Origin of the sequence: Xanthomonas sp. CFBP 8443 (assembly GCF_025666195.1) — a bacterium.
GTDB lineage: Bacteria > Pseudomonadota > Gammaproteobacteria > Xanthomonadales > Xanthomonadaceae > Xanthomonas_A.
The window spans coordinates 4237263-4250874 of record NZ_CP102592.1; the positions used below are offsets into that span (position 1 = coordinate 4237263).

Consider the following 13612-nt stretch of genomic DNA (forward strand, 5'->3'; position numbering starts at 1 on the left):
CGAATGACCCGTTCCACTCGCAACACCTTCTTCCCGTTGGCGTGCCGGACCGCCGCCATGCTGATTGCGTTGGCGGCCGCGCCGATGGCCGCCGTCGCCGCGACGCCGTTGCCGTTGATCCCCGCACCACAGCAGGCGCGCGTCGGCGGCGAAGGATTCGCGCTCGACGCCAGCGTGCGCGTGTACGCCGACGACCCGCGCGCGGCCGCAACCGCCCGGCAGTTCATCGACGGCCTGGCGCGCGGCAGCGGCGTGAAGCTGCAACTCGCGCCGCCTGCCAGCCGCCCCGGCGCGCGCAGCATCGTGTTCGCGCTCGACCCCAAGGCCAGCGCGTCGCCGGAAGGCTACGTGCTCGACATCGGTGCCGACGGCGTGCGCGCCCGCGCCGCCGATCCGCGCGGCCTGTTCTATGCGGCGACGACGCTGTGGCAGCTCGCGCCGGCCTCCGGCCAGGCGCGCGCCGCGGTGCTGCCGGGCGCGCACATCGTCGATGCGCCACGCTTCGCCTGGCGCGGGCTGATGCTGGACTCGGCGCGGCAGTTCCAGAGCGTGGAGCAGATCGAGCAACTGCTCGACGCGATGGCATTGCACAAGCTCAACACCCTGCACTGGCATCTTACCGACGACCAGGGCTGGCGCATCGAGATCCCGAAGTACCCGAAGCTGACCCAGATCGGCGGCTGCCGGGTCGCGGCCGGCGACGCCGGCGTCGGCGCCGACGGCCGCCCGCTGCGCAGCTGCGGCTTCTACAGCCAGGCGCAGATCCGCGCGCTGGTGGCCTACGCCGCCGCGCGCCACATCACCATCGTGCCGGAGTTCGACCTGCCCGGGCACGCCACCGCCGCGCTCGCCGCGTACCCGCAGTTCGGCTCGACCGACACGCCGCTGCAGGTCTCCAACGAATGGGGCGTGCACGCCAACCTGTTCAACGCCAGCGAGCAGACCCTGGCGTTCTTCGAGGACGTGCTCGGCGAGATGATCGCGCTGTTCCCCGGCACCTACATCCACGTCGGCGGCGACGAGGCGGTCAAGGACCAGTGGAAGGCCTCGCCCGCGGCGCAGGCGCGGATCAGGGAGCTGGGCCTGGCCAACGAAGAGCAGTTGCAGGGCTGGATCATCAAACGCCTGGAGCGCTATCTCGATGCGCACGGACGGCGCCTGATCGGCTGGGACGAGATCCTCGCCGGCGGCCTGCCCGAGCGCGCCACGGTGATGTCGTGGCAGGGCATCGAAGGTGGCATCACCGCCGCGCGGCAGGGCCACGACGTAGTGATGGCGCCGGTCACCGACCTGTACCTGGACTACCTGCAGACCGCCTCGCCGGACGAGCCGCCGGGGCGCCCGGCGCTGAACGACCTGCGCAAGGTGTACGCGTTCGACCCGGTCCCGGCGGTGCTGGACGCGACCCAGCGCAAGCACGTGCTCGGCCTGCAGGCCACCGCGTTCTCCGAGCACATGCGCAGCTGGGCGCGGCTGCAGCATGCGGTGTTCCCGCGCATCGCCGCGGTCGCCGAGACCGGCTGGACGCCGGCGCAAGGCAAGGACTACGACGGTTTCCTGCAGCGCCTGCCGGACCTGCTGGCGCACTACCGCGCGCTCGGCATCGGCTACGCGGCCACGCCGTTCCAGCCGCAGTTCGAGGTGCGCGGCGACGGCGCCGCGACGCAGGCCACGGTGGCCCTGGCCACCCCGCTCGGCTATCGCGACATCCGCTATACCACCGACGGCAGCGCGCCGAGCGCCACCTCGGCGCGCTACACCGAACCGCTGACTGTCGCGCTGCCGACCACGATCGCCGCGCAGGCCTTCGCCGACGGCATGCCGCTCGCCGACGCGGTGCGCCGCCGCGTTGACCTGGCCGCGCTGCGCAGCCGCCGCGACGAAGACCTGGCGATGTGCAGCGGCAAGCTGACGCTGCGGCTGGAGGACGACGGTCCGCGCGACGGCGAGCGTGCGATCTTCGACGTGGACATCTTCGATCCGTGCTGGACGTGGCGACAGGCCACGCTGGACGGCATCGGCGCGCTGCAGGTCCGCGCCGGCCGCCTGCCGTACTACTTCCAGCTCGCCCACGACGAGCCGCATCGGCGCTTCCGCCCCGCGCGCGCGCCGCACGGCGAACTGGTGGTACGCGACGGTTGCGACGGCCGCACCCTGGCCAGCGTCGCACTGCCCGCACGACCGGACGCGGACGGCTTCGTGACCCTGCGCGCGCCGCTGCCGAAGGACGCGCCGCGCGCCGCCGACCTGTGCGTCTACTTCACCGGCGACACGCGCCCGGCGATGTGGGTGCTGGACCGGCTGACGCTGCAGCCGCGCTAGGCGCGCAGGCCATCGGGGCTGCCGCGTCGCTCAGGCGGGCGCGCGGCGGCCGAACAGGCACCGGTCCAGCCACAGCATGCAGTTGCGCAGCGGCGTGGGCAGCAGCGCCATGCCCGCCGCCACGCCCACGCTGTTGGCCAGCGCGTCGCGCGGGTCGGCCAAGCGGTCCGTGGTCAGCGCGCCCTGCGCGAACTCGATGCCGATCCCCAGGGCGACCAGGCCCAGCGCCGCCAGCAGCAGCGCGCGTGGCCGTGCGAACAGCTGCACCGCGCCCCACGCGAGCAGGAAATAGGCCAGGAAGTGCTCGATCTTGTCGCTGCCCGAGGGCAGCTCCGGGATCTGCGGCGGCGGTCCCAGGCAGACCGCGATCACCGCGGCGATCGCCAGCAGCCACAGGCCCAGCCAGGGCGCCGGCCGCCGGAAATCGCGCAACGCCCGCGCGCTCACAGCCGCCACGTCAGGTCGCCGACCAGGAACGCCGGCGCCAGCGACACGTCGCGCTCGAAGCCCATCACCTGGAAGCGCTCGCCCATCTCGCTGGGCAGGGTCAGCCGCTTCACCTGCTCGCGCAGGCGCAGGCGGCCGCGTTCGTCGCTGCGCGCCTCGGCCTCGGCCAGTAGCGCGTCCAGGCCGTTGCCGAGCAGGAAGCTGGCCTGGGTGCAGTAGCCGCCCAACTCGAACCCGGCGCCGGTGCCGGCCTCGGCCAGCGCGGTGAAATCCACCGACGCGGTCAGGTCCTGCAGGCCCGGCCAGCGGTACAGATCGGCATGGGTGCGGTGCCGGTAGAACGCGCGCAGGGTGCCGTCGTCGCGCTGCGGCAGGTAGAACTCGCCGCGCGGATAGCCGTAGTCGACGAACAGCATCGCGCCGCTGCGCAGGCCGCCGGCCACCGCCTGGATCCAGTACGGCAGCTGCGGCAACAGTTCGGAACGATAGCCGTCGGCGAACGGCGCCTGCAGGTAGCGTTCGACGTGGCGCACCGCCGCCGCCAGCAGCGGATCGGCCGGCTGCTCGCCGCGGCGGAAGCGGCCTTCGCCGTCCAGGGTCACGGTTTCCTCGAACACCTCGCCCTCGCGCAGCACGAAACGCGGCGTCGGCAGCGCATCGATCACCTCGTTGGCGAACAGCACCCCGTTCCAGTCGTCCTCGAACGGCCGGTCCAGCCACTCCACCAGGTCGAACACCGGCGGGATCAGCGCGCGTTGCAGGCGCGCGCGCTGGCGCGCGCGCAGGTCGGCGCTGGGTTCGAGGATGGCGTAGCGCTCGGGCAGCGCGTCCAGCGCCAGCAGGCGCTTGAGCATCACCTCGGCGAACGCGCCGCTGCCGCCGCCGACCTCCAGCATCCGCGCCTGCGGCCCGAGCTGCTGCAGCACCGGCGCCAGCGCGTTGGAGACGGTGGCGGCGAACAGCGGCCCCAGCTCCGGCGCGGTGACGAAATCGCCTTCCTCGCCGAACTTGCTGCTGCCGGCGCTGTAGTAGCCCAGGCCCGGCGCGTACAGCGCCAGCTCCATGAACCGCGAGAACGGGATCGCACCGCCGCCGCTGGCGATCTCGGCGCGCAGGTGCGCGGCCAGGCGTTCGCTGTGGGCGAGCGCGTCGGCGTCGGGCGTGGGAAAGTCGATAGGCATACGGCGCTGGATTGCGTGGACAATGCACAGCATAGCCGAGCACGGAAGACCTACATGACCGAGACCAAAGTCGTCCTGATCACCGGCAGCGCACGGCGCATCGGCGCCGGCATCGCGCGGCGTCTGCACGCGGCGGGCTACCGCGTGGCGCTGCACGCGCACACCTCGCAGGCCGACCTGCAGGCGCTGGCGCAGGAACTGGAAGGCGTGCGCGCCGGCAGCACCCTGACCCTGCACGCCGACCTGCGCGACGCCGCGCAGCTGCCGGCGCTGGTGGCGCACTGCGTGCAGCGTTTCGGCCGGCTCGACGCGCTGGTCAACAACGCCTCCAACTTCTACCCCACCCCGCTGGCCGAGGCCACGCCGGCGCAGTGGGACGACCTGTTCGCGGTCAACGCGCGCGCGCCGCTGTTCCTGGCCCAGGCCGCGGCCGCGCAGCTGCGCGAACACCATGGCGCGATCGTCAACATCACCGACCTGCACGCCGAACAGCCGCTGCGCGCGCACCCGCTGTACTGCGCGGCGAAGGCGGCGCTGGCGATGCTGACCCGCTCGCTGGCGCTGGAACTGGCGCCGCAGGTTCGGGTCAACGCCATCGCCCCGGGCGCGATCCTGTGGCCGGAGGCCGGCAAGGACAGCGCCGCGCAGCAGGCCCTGCTGGCGCGCACCCCGCTGGCACGCATCGGCCAGGTCGAGGAGATCGCCGAAGCGGTGCGTTGGCTGCTCGACGACGCCGGCTTCGTCACCGGGCAGACGTTGCGGGTGGATGGGGGAAGGGGATTGAGTTGAGAGTCGGGACCGGGGACCGGGGACCAGGGACCCGGAGGTCAAAGCACGGTGAGAGAAAGAACGTGGCACGTGCCGCACGCGTCGCGACGCGCGCCGGGGTTTCGCTTTGGAGATCCCCAATGGGGTGTTAGAAGCTCCCCGCCGACAATGCCCCGGGTCCCCGGTCCCCGGTCCCCGGTCCCGGCTCTCCAAGCTCCACCACCTCGAACGCCTCCCCAAACTGCGCATGCGCCCGCCACAGTTCGCCCAGGCGGCGGCCGCTGACCGGGTCGACGAAGTCGGCGGCGATGTCGGCCAGCGGCTTGAGCACGAAGGCGTGACGCAGTTCCGGGCGCGGGATGCGCAGGTGGCCGGGGCCTTCGACGATGCGATCGCCGTAGAACACCACGTCGATGTCCAGGGTCCGGTCGCTGAAGCGCGGGCCGCTGCGGTCGCGCCCGTGGGCGTCTTCCAGCGCATGCAGCCACGCATCCAGCGGCGCCAGCTCCCAGTCGGTGTGCAGCGACACGGCATTGTTCAGGAACGCCGGACCGTCGAATCCGACCGCCGCGGTGCGGTAGGTCGGGGACACCACGATCGGGCCGAAACGCTGCCGCAGCGCAGCTATCGCGGCATGCAGGTGATGTTGCGGGCGCAGATTGCTGCCCAGGCTGAGGAGCACGGTGGTCATGGGATATTCGCGCATGCCGCGGCCGCGAGCGTCAACCGGTAGCCAAGCCCGTCCCCCCCGCATAGAATCGAAACGCACTGATCTTCCGGCAGCGACATGACTTATTGCGTAGGCATCGAAGTGGACGAAGGCCTGATCTTCGCCGCAGACACGCGCACCAACGCTTCGCTGGACGACGTACGCGTGCATCGCAAGCTGCATGTGTTCGAGTATCCGGGCCAGGCGGTCTTCGTGCTGATGTCGGCCGGCAACCTGGCCACCACCCAGCTGGCGATCTCCAAGCTGCAGCGCGACGCCGACGATCCGGACGCGCCGCGCAGCCTGCGCTCGTTCCGACACCTGTTCGAGGTCGCCGAGTACGTCGGCGAGGTGCTGGTCTCCAGCCAGGTCAAGCTGTCCGACCAGTCCCAGCACAGCGGGGTCAGCGTGCAGTCCACGCTGATCCTGGGCGGGCAGATCGCCGGCGAGCGGCCGGGGCTGTACATGATCTATCCGCTGGGCAACGCGATCGCCACCTCGCCGGAGACGCCGTATCTGCAGATCGGCGAGTCCAAGTACGGCAAGCCGATCCTGGACCGCATCATCCGTCCGGAGATGCAGCTGGAGGACGCCGCGCGCACCGCGCTGGTGTCGCTGGATTCCACCATCCGCTCCAACCTGTCGGTCGGCATGCCGATCGACCTGGCGCTGATCCGCCGCAACGACCTGCGCGTGACCCAGCGCCTGCGCCTGGAAGCGGACACCCCGCTGTACTCGGAAATCCACGACACCTGGTCGCGCAAGCTGGAGAACGCGGTACGCACGCTGCCGCGCTTCCCCTGGGAACCGGCGCTGACCACCGAAAGCGAAACCGACAACCGCGGCGCCCTGCCACCGCTACCCCCGCGCCGCGTACCGGCCAGGCGCGACCCGGAAGACCAGTCGTCCCAGCAGTGAAGCTGGGATTGGGAAGTCGGGATTGGGGATTCGCAAAAGCGGCGTCCAGGCGTCTGATCGCCCGCGCTGAAGCGCTTTACCTTGCGTGCAACGGTGGTGTCGTTGTCGCTGTTGCCTGAAACGAATCCCGACTCCCCAATCCCGAATCCCAGCTCTTCAGCCACTCTCCAACGCATGCGCCACCGCGCGGAACACGCGCTGCATCTCCAGCGGCTTGCGCAGCACGTGCACGGCGATGTCCTGCGGGAAGTGGTCGCGCTGCAGCGCGGTGCCGGCGTCCTCCAGCACGATCGCCGGGCCGCGGTAGTCCATGTCCTGCAGCGCCAGCAGCAGGCTCACCGCCGACAGCAGGATGATGTCGCTGTCCACGATCACCAGGTCCGGCATGCCGTGTTCGCGCACCTCGCGCAGCGCCGCGGCGCCGTCGGAGGCCGGCTGCGGCCGGTAGCCCTGGCTGGACAAGGCGTTGCCGAGCAGCGACAGGCGCGTGGCCTCGCCGTCGACCAGCAGCACGCGCTGGCCCTTGCCCATCGGGATCGTCGGTTCCGGCTCGGCCGACGGCGCGTGGCCGCGCACCGGGATCAGCAACTCGAAGCACGTGCCCTCGCCCGGAGTGCTGTCCACGGCGATGCTGCCGCCGTAGCTCTCGACGATGCGCTTGCACGAGATCAGGCCCAGGCCGGTGCCGTCGGGCTTGGTGGTGAAGAACGGGCTGAACAGGCGCGCCTGGGTCTCCGCATCCATGCCCTGGCCGTCGTCGCGAACCAGGAGCCGTACCTGCTCGCTGCCGTCGGCGCCGATCGCCGGCGCCGCCGAAAACACCAGCGTGCCGCCGCCAGGCATCGCCTGGATCGCGTTCAGGCCGAGGTTGAGCAGGCATTGCTGCAGCTCGGTGTAGTTGGCCTCGATCGACAACTCGGCGTCGGCCACCTCCACCTGCAGGCTCACCCGCTCGGGCAGGCTGCTCTTGAGCAGCATCTGCACCGCCTGGAACAGACCGGCGATGGACACGCGCTCGCTGGGCTTGCGCGAGCCGCGCACGAACGACAGCATCGACTCGGCCATCTCGTGGCCGCGCCGGCCGCACTCGGCGATGACCTCGGCCAGGTGCCGCAGTTGCGGATCGTCGCTGCGCCCGATGATCAGTTCCGGCACGATCAGCAGCGGCTGCAGGATGTTGCGCAGGTCGTGGCTGAGGCCGGCGGCCAGCATCGCCAGGCTCTCCAGCCGCTGCGCGCGCATCAGCTCGCCTTCCACCCGCTGCCGCTCGCGCTCGGTGCGCGCCTCGCGGATCGCGCGCGCCACCGCCGACGGCAGCCGGGTCGGGTTGTGCTTGATGATGTAGTCGTTGGCGCCGTCGCGCAGCGCCTCCACCGCGGTCTCCTCGCCGATCGTGCCGGAGACGAAGATGAAGGGCACCGCGTTGCCATGCTCGCGCAGCACCCGCAGCGCCTGGTGCCCGGAGAATCCCGGCATGCTCAGGTCCGACAGCACGATGTCCGGCGCGAACTCGTGCAGCGCCTCGCGCAGCGCGGACTCGCCTTCCACGCGGCGGAAGGTCGCCTCCAGGCCGGCGTCCAGCAGTTGGTCGGACAGCAGCTCGGCGTCTTCCGGCGAATCCTCGACCATCAGGATCCGGATCGGTCCGAGCTTGGTGCCGGTCGTGGGCATGTGCGCTTACTCTTTTTCCGGCGCCTGGTTGATCACCGCCCAGAACGTGCCCAGGGTCTTCACCGCAGTGAAGAACTGGTCCACGTCCACCGGCTTGACCACGTAGGCATTGACGCCCAGATCCCAGCTGCGCGCCAGGTCGCTTTCCTCGCGCGAGGACGACAGGATCACCACCGGCAGTCGCTTGAGCGACTCGTCGGTGCGCACCAGCTTCAGCACTTCCAGCCCGTCCATGCGCGGCATCTTGATGTCCAGCAGCAACACGGCGGGCAGGCCTTCCTCGCGGTCGGCGTAGGCGCCGCGACGCAGCAGGTAGTCCATCGCCTCCACGCCGTCCTCGACGTGGACGATGGGGTTGGCCAGGCGCGCGTCGCGCAGCGCATCGACCGCCATTTCGGCATCGGCGGGGCTGTCTTCGGCAAGCAGGATGGTGCGGATGGCGGTCATGCGGTCAACTCGTTGGTGGGCGCTTCGAGCGCGGGGGGTAAGACGAAATGGAAGGTCGCGCCCTGTTCCGGCGCCGCATCGGCCCAGATATGGCCGCCATGGCGGCTCAGCACGCGGCGCACGCTGGCCAGGCCGATGCCGGTGCCGCTGTACTCGCTGGCCTTGTGCAGGCGCTGGAACACGCCGAACAGCTTGGCGGCGTAGGCCATGTCGAAGCCGGCGCCATTGTCGCGCACGGTGAAGTGGTGGCTGCCGTCGGCCTGCAGCTGGTAGCCGACTTCGATTACCGCGACCTCGCGCTTGGCGCTGTACTTGACCGCGTTGCCGAGCAGGTTCAACCACAGCTGGCGCATCATGTTCTCGTCGGCGACCAGGATCGGCAACGGGCTGACGTTCCACTCGATGCGGTGGCCGCTGCCGGCGTTGTCGGACTGGAAGTTGGAATCCAGCACCGCGCGCGTCTCCGCCACCAGCGACTGCATGTCCACCGCCTGCAGGCGCAGCGCGCTGCGGCCCAGCCGCGAGTAGACCAGCAGGTCGTCGATCAGCGAGGCCATGCGCCGCGCCGAGGTGCCGATCACTTCCAGGTAGTGGCGGCTCTTCTCGTCGGCGGCGTCGCCGAGGTGGCGCGCCAGCTTATCGGCGAAGCCGGCGACATGCCGCAGCGGCGCGCGCAGATCGTGCGAGACCGAGTAGCTGAAGGCTTCCAGTTCGCGGTTGACCTCCGAGATCTGCTCCACCTTGCCCTCGAGCTGCCGGTTCAGGATCTGGATGCGCTGCTGGCTGGCCTTCTGCAGGCTGATGTCGCTGACCGTCATCAGCACGACTTCGTCGTCGCTGTCCGGCAGCGGCATGCGCCGCGCGTTCAGCAGCATGGTGCGGACGACGCCGTCGGCGCCGGCCTGCTCGTGTTCGAAGTCCCACAGCTCGCGTCCGCGCAACAGCACGTCGGCCAGGCGCTGGCGCACGATGGGGTCCTGCCAGGCGCCATCGCCGACGTCGTCGAGCATCTTCGGCGCCCGCTCCGGGTCCAGCCCGTACAGTTCGCCGAAGGCCGCGTTGTACATCATCATGCGCTGCGTGCCGTCGAGCAGCACGATCGGCTCGCGCACCGTCTGCAGCACCGCGGCGGCGCGGGCATTGGCGCGCAACAGGTGCCGCTCCGCGTCCAGGCGCCGGCCGATCTGCCGCTGCAGCAGCCAGATCACCAGGGCCAGCAGCAGCAGCTGCACGCTCAGCGAGACCCAACTGATCACCGAGGTCAGCGTGCGCCGCCCTTCGGCATCGGCGGTGCGTTCGGCCAGCAGCGCGTCCTCGCGCTGCTGCAGTTCGGCGATCAGGCCACGGACCGGATTGTCCGCGGTCATCTCCTGGATCAATGCACGCGCCTGCTCCGGGTCGCGGTTCTGCGCGATGCGCACGGCCAGCAGGCCGCGGCGTTCCAGGGTGCTCTGCAAGCGGCCGATGCGCACCTGCTGATCGGGGTTGTCGCGGGTCAGGTCGACCAGGCGCGCGATGGTCGGCGCGATCGCGGCACGCGACTCGGCGAAGCGCACGCGCAGGATCGGCGACTCGACCGCGTGCGACATCGCCATCGCCGCCGACTCCATGTCGCGCATGTGCGCCTCCAGACCGCGCAGCGTCGCCGTGACTTCCTGGCTGTGGCCGACCCAATCGGCCGCACGCAGGGTGCTGTCGCTCATCTGCCGCAACAGCAACGAAGGCAGGATCACGATCAAGACCACCGCCAACGCCAGCAGCGGCAAACGCCAGCGGTCCCATGCATCATGTTTTGCGGTGATCTGCATACCTGTTCGTGCGAAATTGGAAACGACAGCGGCACCGAGGGGCGGCAGCATCGCCGCGTCCTATGGTCCCGGATGAATGGCTCAGGCATTGCGTAGCGCCCCACCGCGCCGCCTGAATACGACTTTATCTTAATGCCCGGAAACAAAAAACGGGCGGCTGCGAGCCGCCCGTGGTCGACGCCGATGTGCCGCAGGCAATCAGGGTCGGCGCGCCGCGGCCGGCAGCGCGCGGGCGCTGGCCCCGGTGGTCGCGCCGATCAGCGTCCACGACGGCATCCCGGCCCGCACCAGCAGGAAATCGGCATGGCTGCGCAGGCGCGCGCGCTCGGCCTGGGTCAGGTCGGTCTCCAGGCCCTGCATCAGCCTGGTGAAGGCCGGCCAGAATCCGGCATCGTCGTGGAAGGTGGCCAGCAGCATGCCGAGCTGCGATTCCAGCTGGCGCATGGCCAAGGTCAATGAAGACGGCCGCAGCGGCAGCTCGGCCGAGGAAGACATGTCCACCGCGCCGACGGCTGCGGTCTGCGACGCCGCGTGCGCGTGACTGGGCGCGGCATGGGAGTAAGCATCCAACATAGCGATTCGCCTGGTAGCCAACATGGCTTGATGATCGCTGAATGCATGTCAATACGATGCGAAACGGTGCAAATAATAGAGGCCATGCACCGGCGTGGCGCAAAAAAAACGCACCCCGAAGGGTGCGTTTCTCCTACTGCGGCATGCTGGGCGCGCCTCGTCTCGCGCCCCGCATCCGCGGTGATCGCGACGGATCAGTGCTTGGCGGCGCCAGTCACTTTCAGGCCGGAAGCGTCGACCTTCTTGACCCCGTCTATCATCTTGGTGACCGACACCGCCTTGTCGCGCTGGGTCTTGTTCTCGACCGCACCGGACAGCTTGACCGTGCCGTTCATCGTCTCGACCTTGATGTCGGTACCGGAGACGTCCTTGGTCGCGAGCAGATCGGCCTTCACCTTGGTGGTGATCCAGGTGTCGGTGACCGGCTCCTTGGAATCGTGCTTCATGCCGTCGCCGTGGGCCATGGCGTCATGGTCCTTGCTGGCGGCGGTCGGCGGATCGACGGCGAGCGCCTGGCCCGCGGCCAGGGTCAGACCGAATGCGAGTGCAGCGCTGAGCAGCGTGGGTGACGTGAACTTTTTCATGATGTCCTCCTCCCTTGAAGGTGTGTGGCGCAGTCTCTGCAAGACCGCGTACAGGCGACGTGACCGGCGAATGCCGACAGCGTGAAAGGCGTGCACGCGACGTGAAGGCGGTTGCCCGGATACTGGCGGCCTCTTCGTTACGGGTATCTGCCGCTGTCATGGACCAGCCCTTCAATCTCGCCCTGCTCGGCTACGGCTTCGTCGGCCGCGTGTTCCATGCGCCGCTGATCGCGCACACGCCCGGTCTGCGCCTGCACACCATCGTGTCCAGCCGCCATGACGAAGCCGCCGCGGCCTATCCGCAGGCCCGCATCGTCGCCGACGCGCAGCAGGCCTTCGCCGACCCGCAGATCGATGCGGTGGTGGTCGCCACGCCCAACCAGACCCATGCGCCGCTGGCGCTCGCGGCACTGGCCCAGGGCAAGCACGTGCTGGTGGACAAGCCGTTCACCCTGGACGTGGACCAGGCGCAGCAGGTGCTCGCGCAGGCGCAGCGCGCTGGGCGCATCGTCAGCGTGTTCCAGAACCGGCGCTGGGACGGCGACTTCCTCACCGTGCGCGGGCTATTGGATGCGGGCACGCTGGGCGAGGTCGCCGAATTCCATTCGCACTTCGATCGCCACCGCCCGCAGGTCGGCGACCGCTGGCGCGAGCATGCGCTGCCCGGCTCGGGGCTGTGGTTCGACCTGGGGCCGCATCTGCTCGACCAGGCCCTGCAGCTGTTCGGCTTGCCCGAGGCGATCCAGGCCGACCTGGCGCAGCAGCGCCATGGCGCGCAGGCCACCGACTACTTCCATGCCGTGCTGCGCTACCCGCGGCTGCGCGCGGTGCTGCATGCCGGCTCGCTGGTCGCGGCGAACGGGCCGCGCTTCGCCGTGCATGGCGAGCGCGGCAGCTACGTCAAGCACGGCCTGGACACGCAGGAGGCGCAGCTGCGCGCCGGGCTCACCCCGGCCACGCCGCAGTGGGGCGAAGACCCGGTCGCCGGCCAGCTGACCCTGGTCGGCGCCGACGGCAGCGCCAGCGCGCAGGCGCTGCCGACGCAGCGCGGCGACTACCGCCACTGCTATGCCGGCTTCCGCGAGGCGATGGCCGGGCGCGCGCCCGCGCCCGTGGATGCGGCGCAGGCGCTGGCGGTGATGCGGCTGTTGGAACTCGGCCAGCGCAGCGCCGCCGAAGGCCGCACGCTGGCGCTGGACTGACGCGCGCGGCGGCCTATTGCGCGGCGACCGGACCGGACGGCGGCACGCTGGGCGTTTCGTGCTTGATCGCGTGCCCGCCGAACTGGTTGCGCATCGCCGCCAGCAGCTTGTCGGTGAACGAATCGGTATCGCGCGAACGCAGCCGCTCCAGCAACGACAGGGTGATCACCGGCGCGGGCACGTTGAGGTCGATCGCTTCGGCCACGGTCCAGCGGCCTTCGCCGGAATCCTCCACGTACGGAGCGATGCCGGCCAGGTCCGGGTTGCTGCCCAGCGCGTCGGAACACAGGTCCAGCAGCCACGAACGCACCACGCTGCCCTGGCGCCAGACCTCGGCGACCTGGTGCAGGTCCAGATCGAATTCCTGCTTGCGCCCCATCAGCGCGAAGCCTTCGGCGTAGGCCTGCATCATTCCGTACTCGATGCCGTTGTGGACCATCTTGGTGAAGTGGCCGGCACCGCTGGGACCGACCCGTCCCCAACCGGCGTCGGCGGCCGGCGCCAGCGTGGCGAACACCGGGTCGAGCCGGCTCACCGCCGCTTCGTCGCCGCCGATCATCAGGCTGTAGCCTTCCTTCAGGCCCCACACGCCGCCGCTGGTGCCGCAATCGACGTAGCCGATGCCGTGCGCGGCCAGCTCGACGGCGCGGCGCATCGAATCCTTGTAGTACGAGTTGCCGCCGTCCACGATCACGTCGCCCTTGCCCAGCAACGGCAGCAGCACGGCCAGGGTGTCGTCGACGATCTTGCCCGCCGGCACCATCAGCCACACCGCGCGCGGCGCCGGCAATGCCGCGATCAGTGCGGCCATCGTCTCCACGGTCTCCACGCCGCGCTGCTGCGCCGCACTGCGCGCCGCCTCGCCCAGGTCGAAACCGACCACCCGGTGGCCGCCACGCACCAGCCGCTCGGCCATGTTGGCGCCCATGCGGCCCAACCCTAAAAGTCCCAGATCCATGCGTCGTTCCTAGCTCGAAGTGAG

General features: G+C 70.2%; 13 protein-coding genes. 4 read left to right on the top strand and 9 right to left on the bottom strand.

The window, feature by feature from the left end; translation table 11 throughout:
- Window positions 1–3 precede the first annotated feature (3 nt).
- On the top strand, window positions 4–2322 hold the full coding sequence (locus NUG20_RS17710) for a beta-N-acetylhexosaminidase (RefSeq protein ID WP_263395735.1): 2319 nt from the start codon (window positions 4–6) through the stop codon (window positions 2320–2322).
- A gap of 30 nt (window positions 2323–2352) precedes the next feature.
- Here NUG20_RS17710 and NUG20_RS17715 read toward each other — a convergent pair whose 3' ends face one another.
- Entirely contained in the window at window positions 2353–2778 is a 426-nt protein-coding gene (locus NUG20_RS17715) for a VanZ family protein (protein WP_263395736.1), read from the bottom strand.
- Window positions 2766–3950 carry a class I SAM-dependent methyltransferase gene (locus tag NUG20_RS17720; protein WP_263395737.1) on the bottom strand — a complete coding sequence of 395 codons (1185 nt, stop codon included), beginning with the start codon at window positions 3948–3950 and terminating at the stop codon, window positions 2766–2768. The genes NUG20_RS17715 and NUG20_RS17720 overlap by 13 nt, the downstream gene beginning before the upstream one ends.
- Window positions 3951–4004: 54 nt before the next feature.
- Here NUG20_RS17720 and NUG20_RS17725 point away from each other — a divergent pair, with 54 nt between their 5' ends.
- Window positions 4005–4739 (top strand): pteridine reductase, encoded by a 735-nt coding sequence (locus NUG20_RS17725; protein WP_263395738.1) that lies wholly within the window; start codon window positions 4005–4007, stop codon window positions 4737–4739.
- A gap of 127 nt (window positions 4740–4866) precedes the next feature.
- Here NUG20_RS17725 and folK read toward each other — a convergent pair whose 3' ends face one another.
- Complete coding sequence (folK, locus tag NUG20_RS17730; RefSeq protein WP_263395739.1) at window positions 4867–5409, bottom strand: 2-amino-4-hydroxy-6-hydroxymethyldihydropteridine diphosphokinase; 543 nt, start codon at window positions 5407–5409, stop codon at window positions 4867–4869.
- Between the two features lie 96 nt (window positions 5410–5505).
- On the opposite strand from folK, the gene NUG20_RS17735 reads away from it, so the two are divergent.
- Window positions 5506–6345 (top strand): proteasome-type protease, encoded by an 840-nt coding sequence (locus tag NUG20_RS17735; protein ID WP_263395740.1) that lies wholly within the window; start codon window positions 5506–5508, stop codon window positions 6343–6345.
- Window positions 6346–6501: 156 nt separating this feature from the next.
- Here NUG20_RS17735 and NUG20_RS17740 read toward each other — a convergent pair whose 3' ends face one another.
- The 5 genes from NUG20_RS17740 to NUG20_RS17760 form a co-directional block, all read right to left on the bottom strand.
- On the bottom strand, window positions 6502–8016 hold the full coding sequence (locus NUG20_RS17740; protein WP_263395741.1) for an ATP-binding response regulator: 1515 nt from the start codon (window positions 8014–8016) through the stop codon (window positions 6502–6504).
- Window positions 8017–8022: 6 nt separating this feature from the next.
- Window positions 8023–8463 (bottom strand): response regulator, encoded by a 441-nt coding sequence (locus tag NUG20_RS17745; protein WP_263395742.1) that lies wholly within the window; start codon window positions 8461–8463, stop codon window positions 8023–8025.
- On the bottom strand, window positions 8460–10271 hold the full coding sequence (locus NUG20_RS17750; RefSeq protein ID WP_263395743.1) for a sensor histidine kinase: 1812 nt from the start codon (window positions 10269–10271) through the stop codon (window positions 8460–8462). Before NUG20_RS17750 ends, NUG20_RS17745 begins: the two co-directional genes overlap by 4 nt.
- Before the next feature lie 198 nt (window positions 10272–10469).
- Window positions 10470–10766, bottom strand: a complete 297-nt coding sequence (locus NUG20_RS17755) for a hypothetical protein (protein ID WP_263395744.1) — start codon at window positions 10764–10766, stop codon at window positions 10470–10472.
- A 272-nt stretch (window positions 10767–11038) separates the two neighbouring features.
- Window positions 11039–11428: a BON domain-containing protein gene (locus NUG20_RS17760; RefSeq protein WP_263395745.1), complete on the bottom strand. Its 390-nt coding sequence runs from the start codon at window positions 11426–11428 to the stop codon at window positions 11039–11041.
- 158 nt (window positions 11429–11586) lie between these two features.
- Here NUG20_RS17760 and NUG20_RS17765 point away from each other — a divergent pair, with 158 nt between their 5' ends.
- On the top strand, window positions 11587–12630 hold the full coding sequence (locus NUG20_RS17765; RefSeq protein ID WP_263395746.1) for an oxidoreductase: 1044 nt from the start codon (window positions 11587–11589) through the stop codon (window positions 12628–12630).
- A gap of 13 nt (window positions 12631–12643) precedes the next feature.
- On the opposite strand, the gene gnd is transcribed toward NUG20_RS17765, so the two are convergent.
- A complete protein-coding gene (gene gnd, locus NUG20_RS17770) occupies window positions 12644–13588 on the bottom strand; it encodes a phosphogluconate dehydrogenase (NAD(+)-dependent, decarboxylating) (RefSeq protein WP_263395747.1) in 945 nt (314 codons plus the stop codon).
- Between the last annotated feature and the right edge of the window lie 24 nt (window positions 13589–13612).

What these genes read in the sequence shown, in the direction of transcription:
- NUG20_RS17710 (WP_263395735.1), top strand. Translation starts at nt 4, where the DNA reads ATGACCCGTTCCACTCGCAACACCTTCTTCCCGTTGGCGTGCCGGACC.
- NUG20_RS17720 (WP_263395737.1), bottom strand. Translation starts at nt 3,950, where the DNA reads ATGCCTATCGACTTTCCCACGCCCGACGCCGACGCGCTCGCCCACAGC.
- NUG20_RS17725 (WP_263395738.1), top strand. Translation starts at nt 4,005, where the DNA reads ATGACCGAGACCAAAGTCGTCCTGATCACCGGCAGCGCACGGCGCATC.
- folK (WP_263395739.1), bottom strand. Translation starts at nt 5,409, where the DNA reads ATGACCACCGTGCTCCTCAGCCTGGGCAGCAATCTGCGCCCGCAACAT.
- NUG20_RS17735 (WP_263395740.1), top strand. Translation starts at nt 5,506, where the DNA reads ATGACTTATTGCGTAGGCATCGAAGTGGACGAAGGCCTGATCTTCGCC.
- NUG20_RS17740 (WP_263395741.1), bottom strand. Translation starts at nt 8,016, where the DNA reads ATGCCCACGACCGGCACCAAGCTCGGACCGATCCGGATCCTGATGGTC.
- NUG20_RS17745 (WP_263395742.1), bottom strand. Translation starts at nt 8,463, where the DNA reads ATGACCGCCATCCGCACCATCCTGCTTGCCGAAGACAGCCCCGCCGAT.
- NUG20_RS17750 (WP_263395743.1), bottom strand. Translation starts at nt 10,271, where the DNA reads ATGCAGATCACCGCAAAACATGATGCATGGGACCGCTGGCGTTTGCCG.
- NUG20_RS17755 (WP_263395744.1), bottom strand. Translation starts at nt 10,766, where the DNA reads ATGTCTTCCTCGGCCGAGCTGCCGCTGCGGCCGTCTTCATTGACCTTG.
- NUG20_RS17760 (WP_263395745.1), bottom strand. Translation starts at nt 11,428, where the DNA reads ATGAAAAAGTTCACGTCACCCACGCTGCTCAGCGCTGCACTCGCATTC.
- NUG20_RS17765 (WP_263395746.1), top strand. Translation starts at nt 11,587, where the DNA reads ATGGACCAGCCCTTCAATCTCGCCCTGCTCGGCTACGGCTTCGTCGGC.
- gnd (WP_263395747.1), bottom strand. Translation starts at nt 13,588, where the DNA reads ATGGATCTGGGACTTTTAGGGTTGGGCCGCATGGGCGCCAACATGGCC.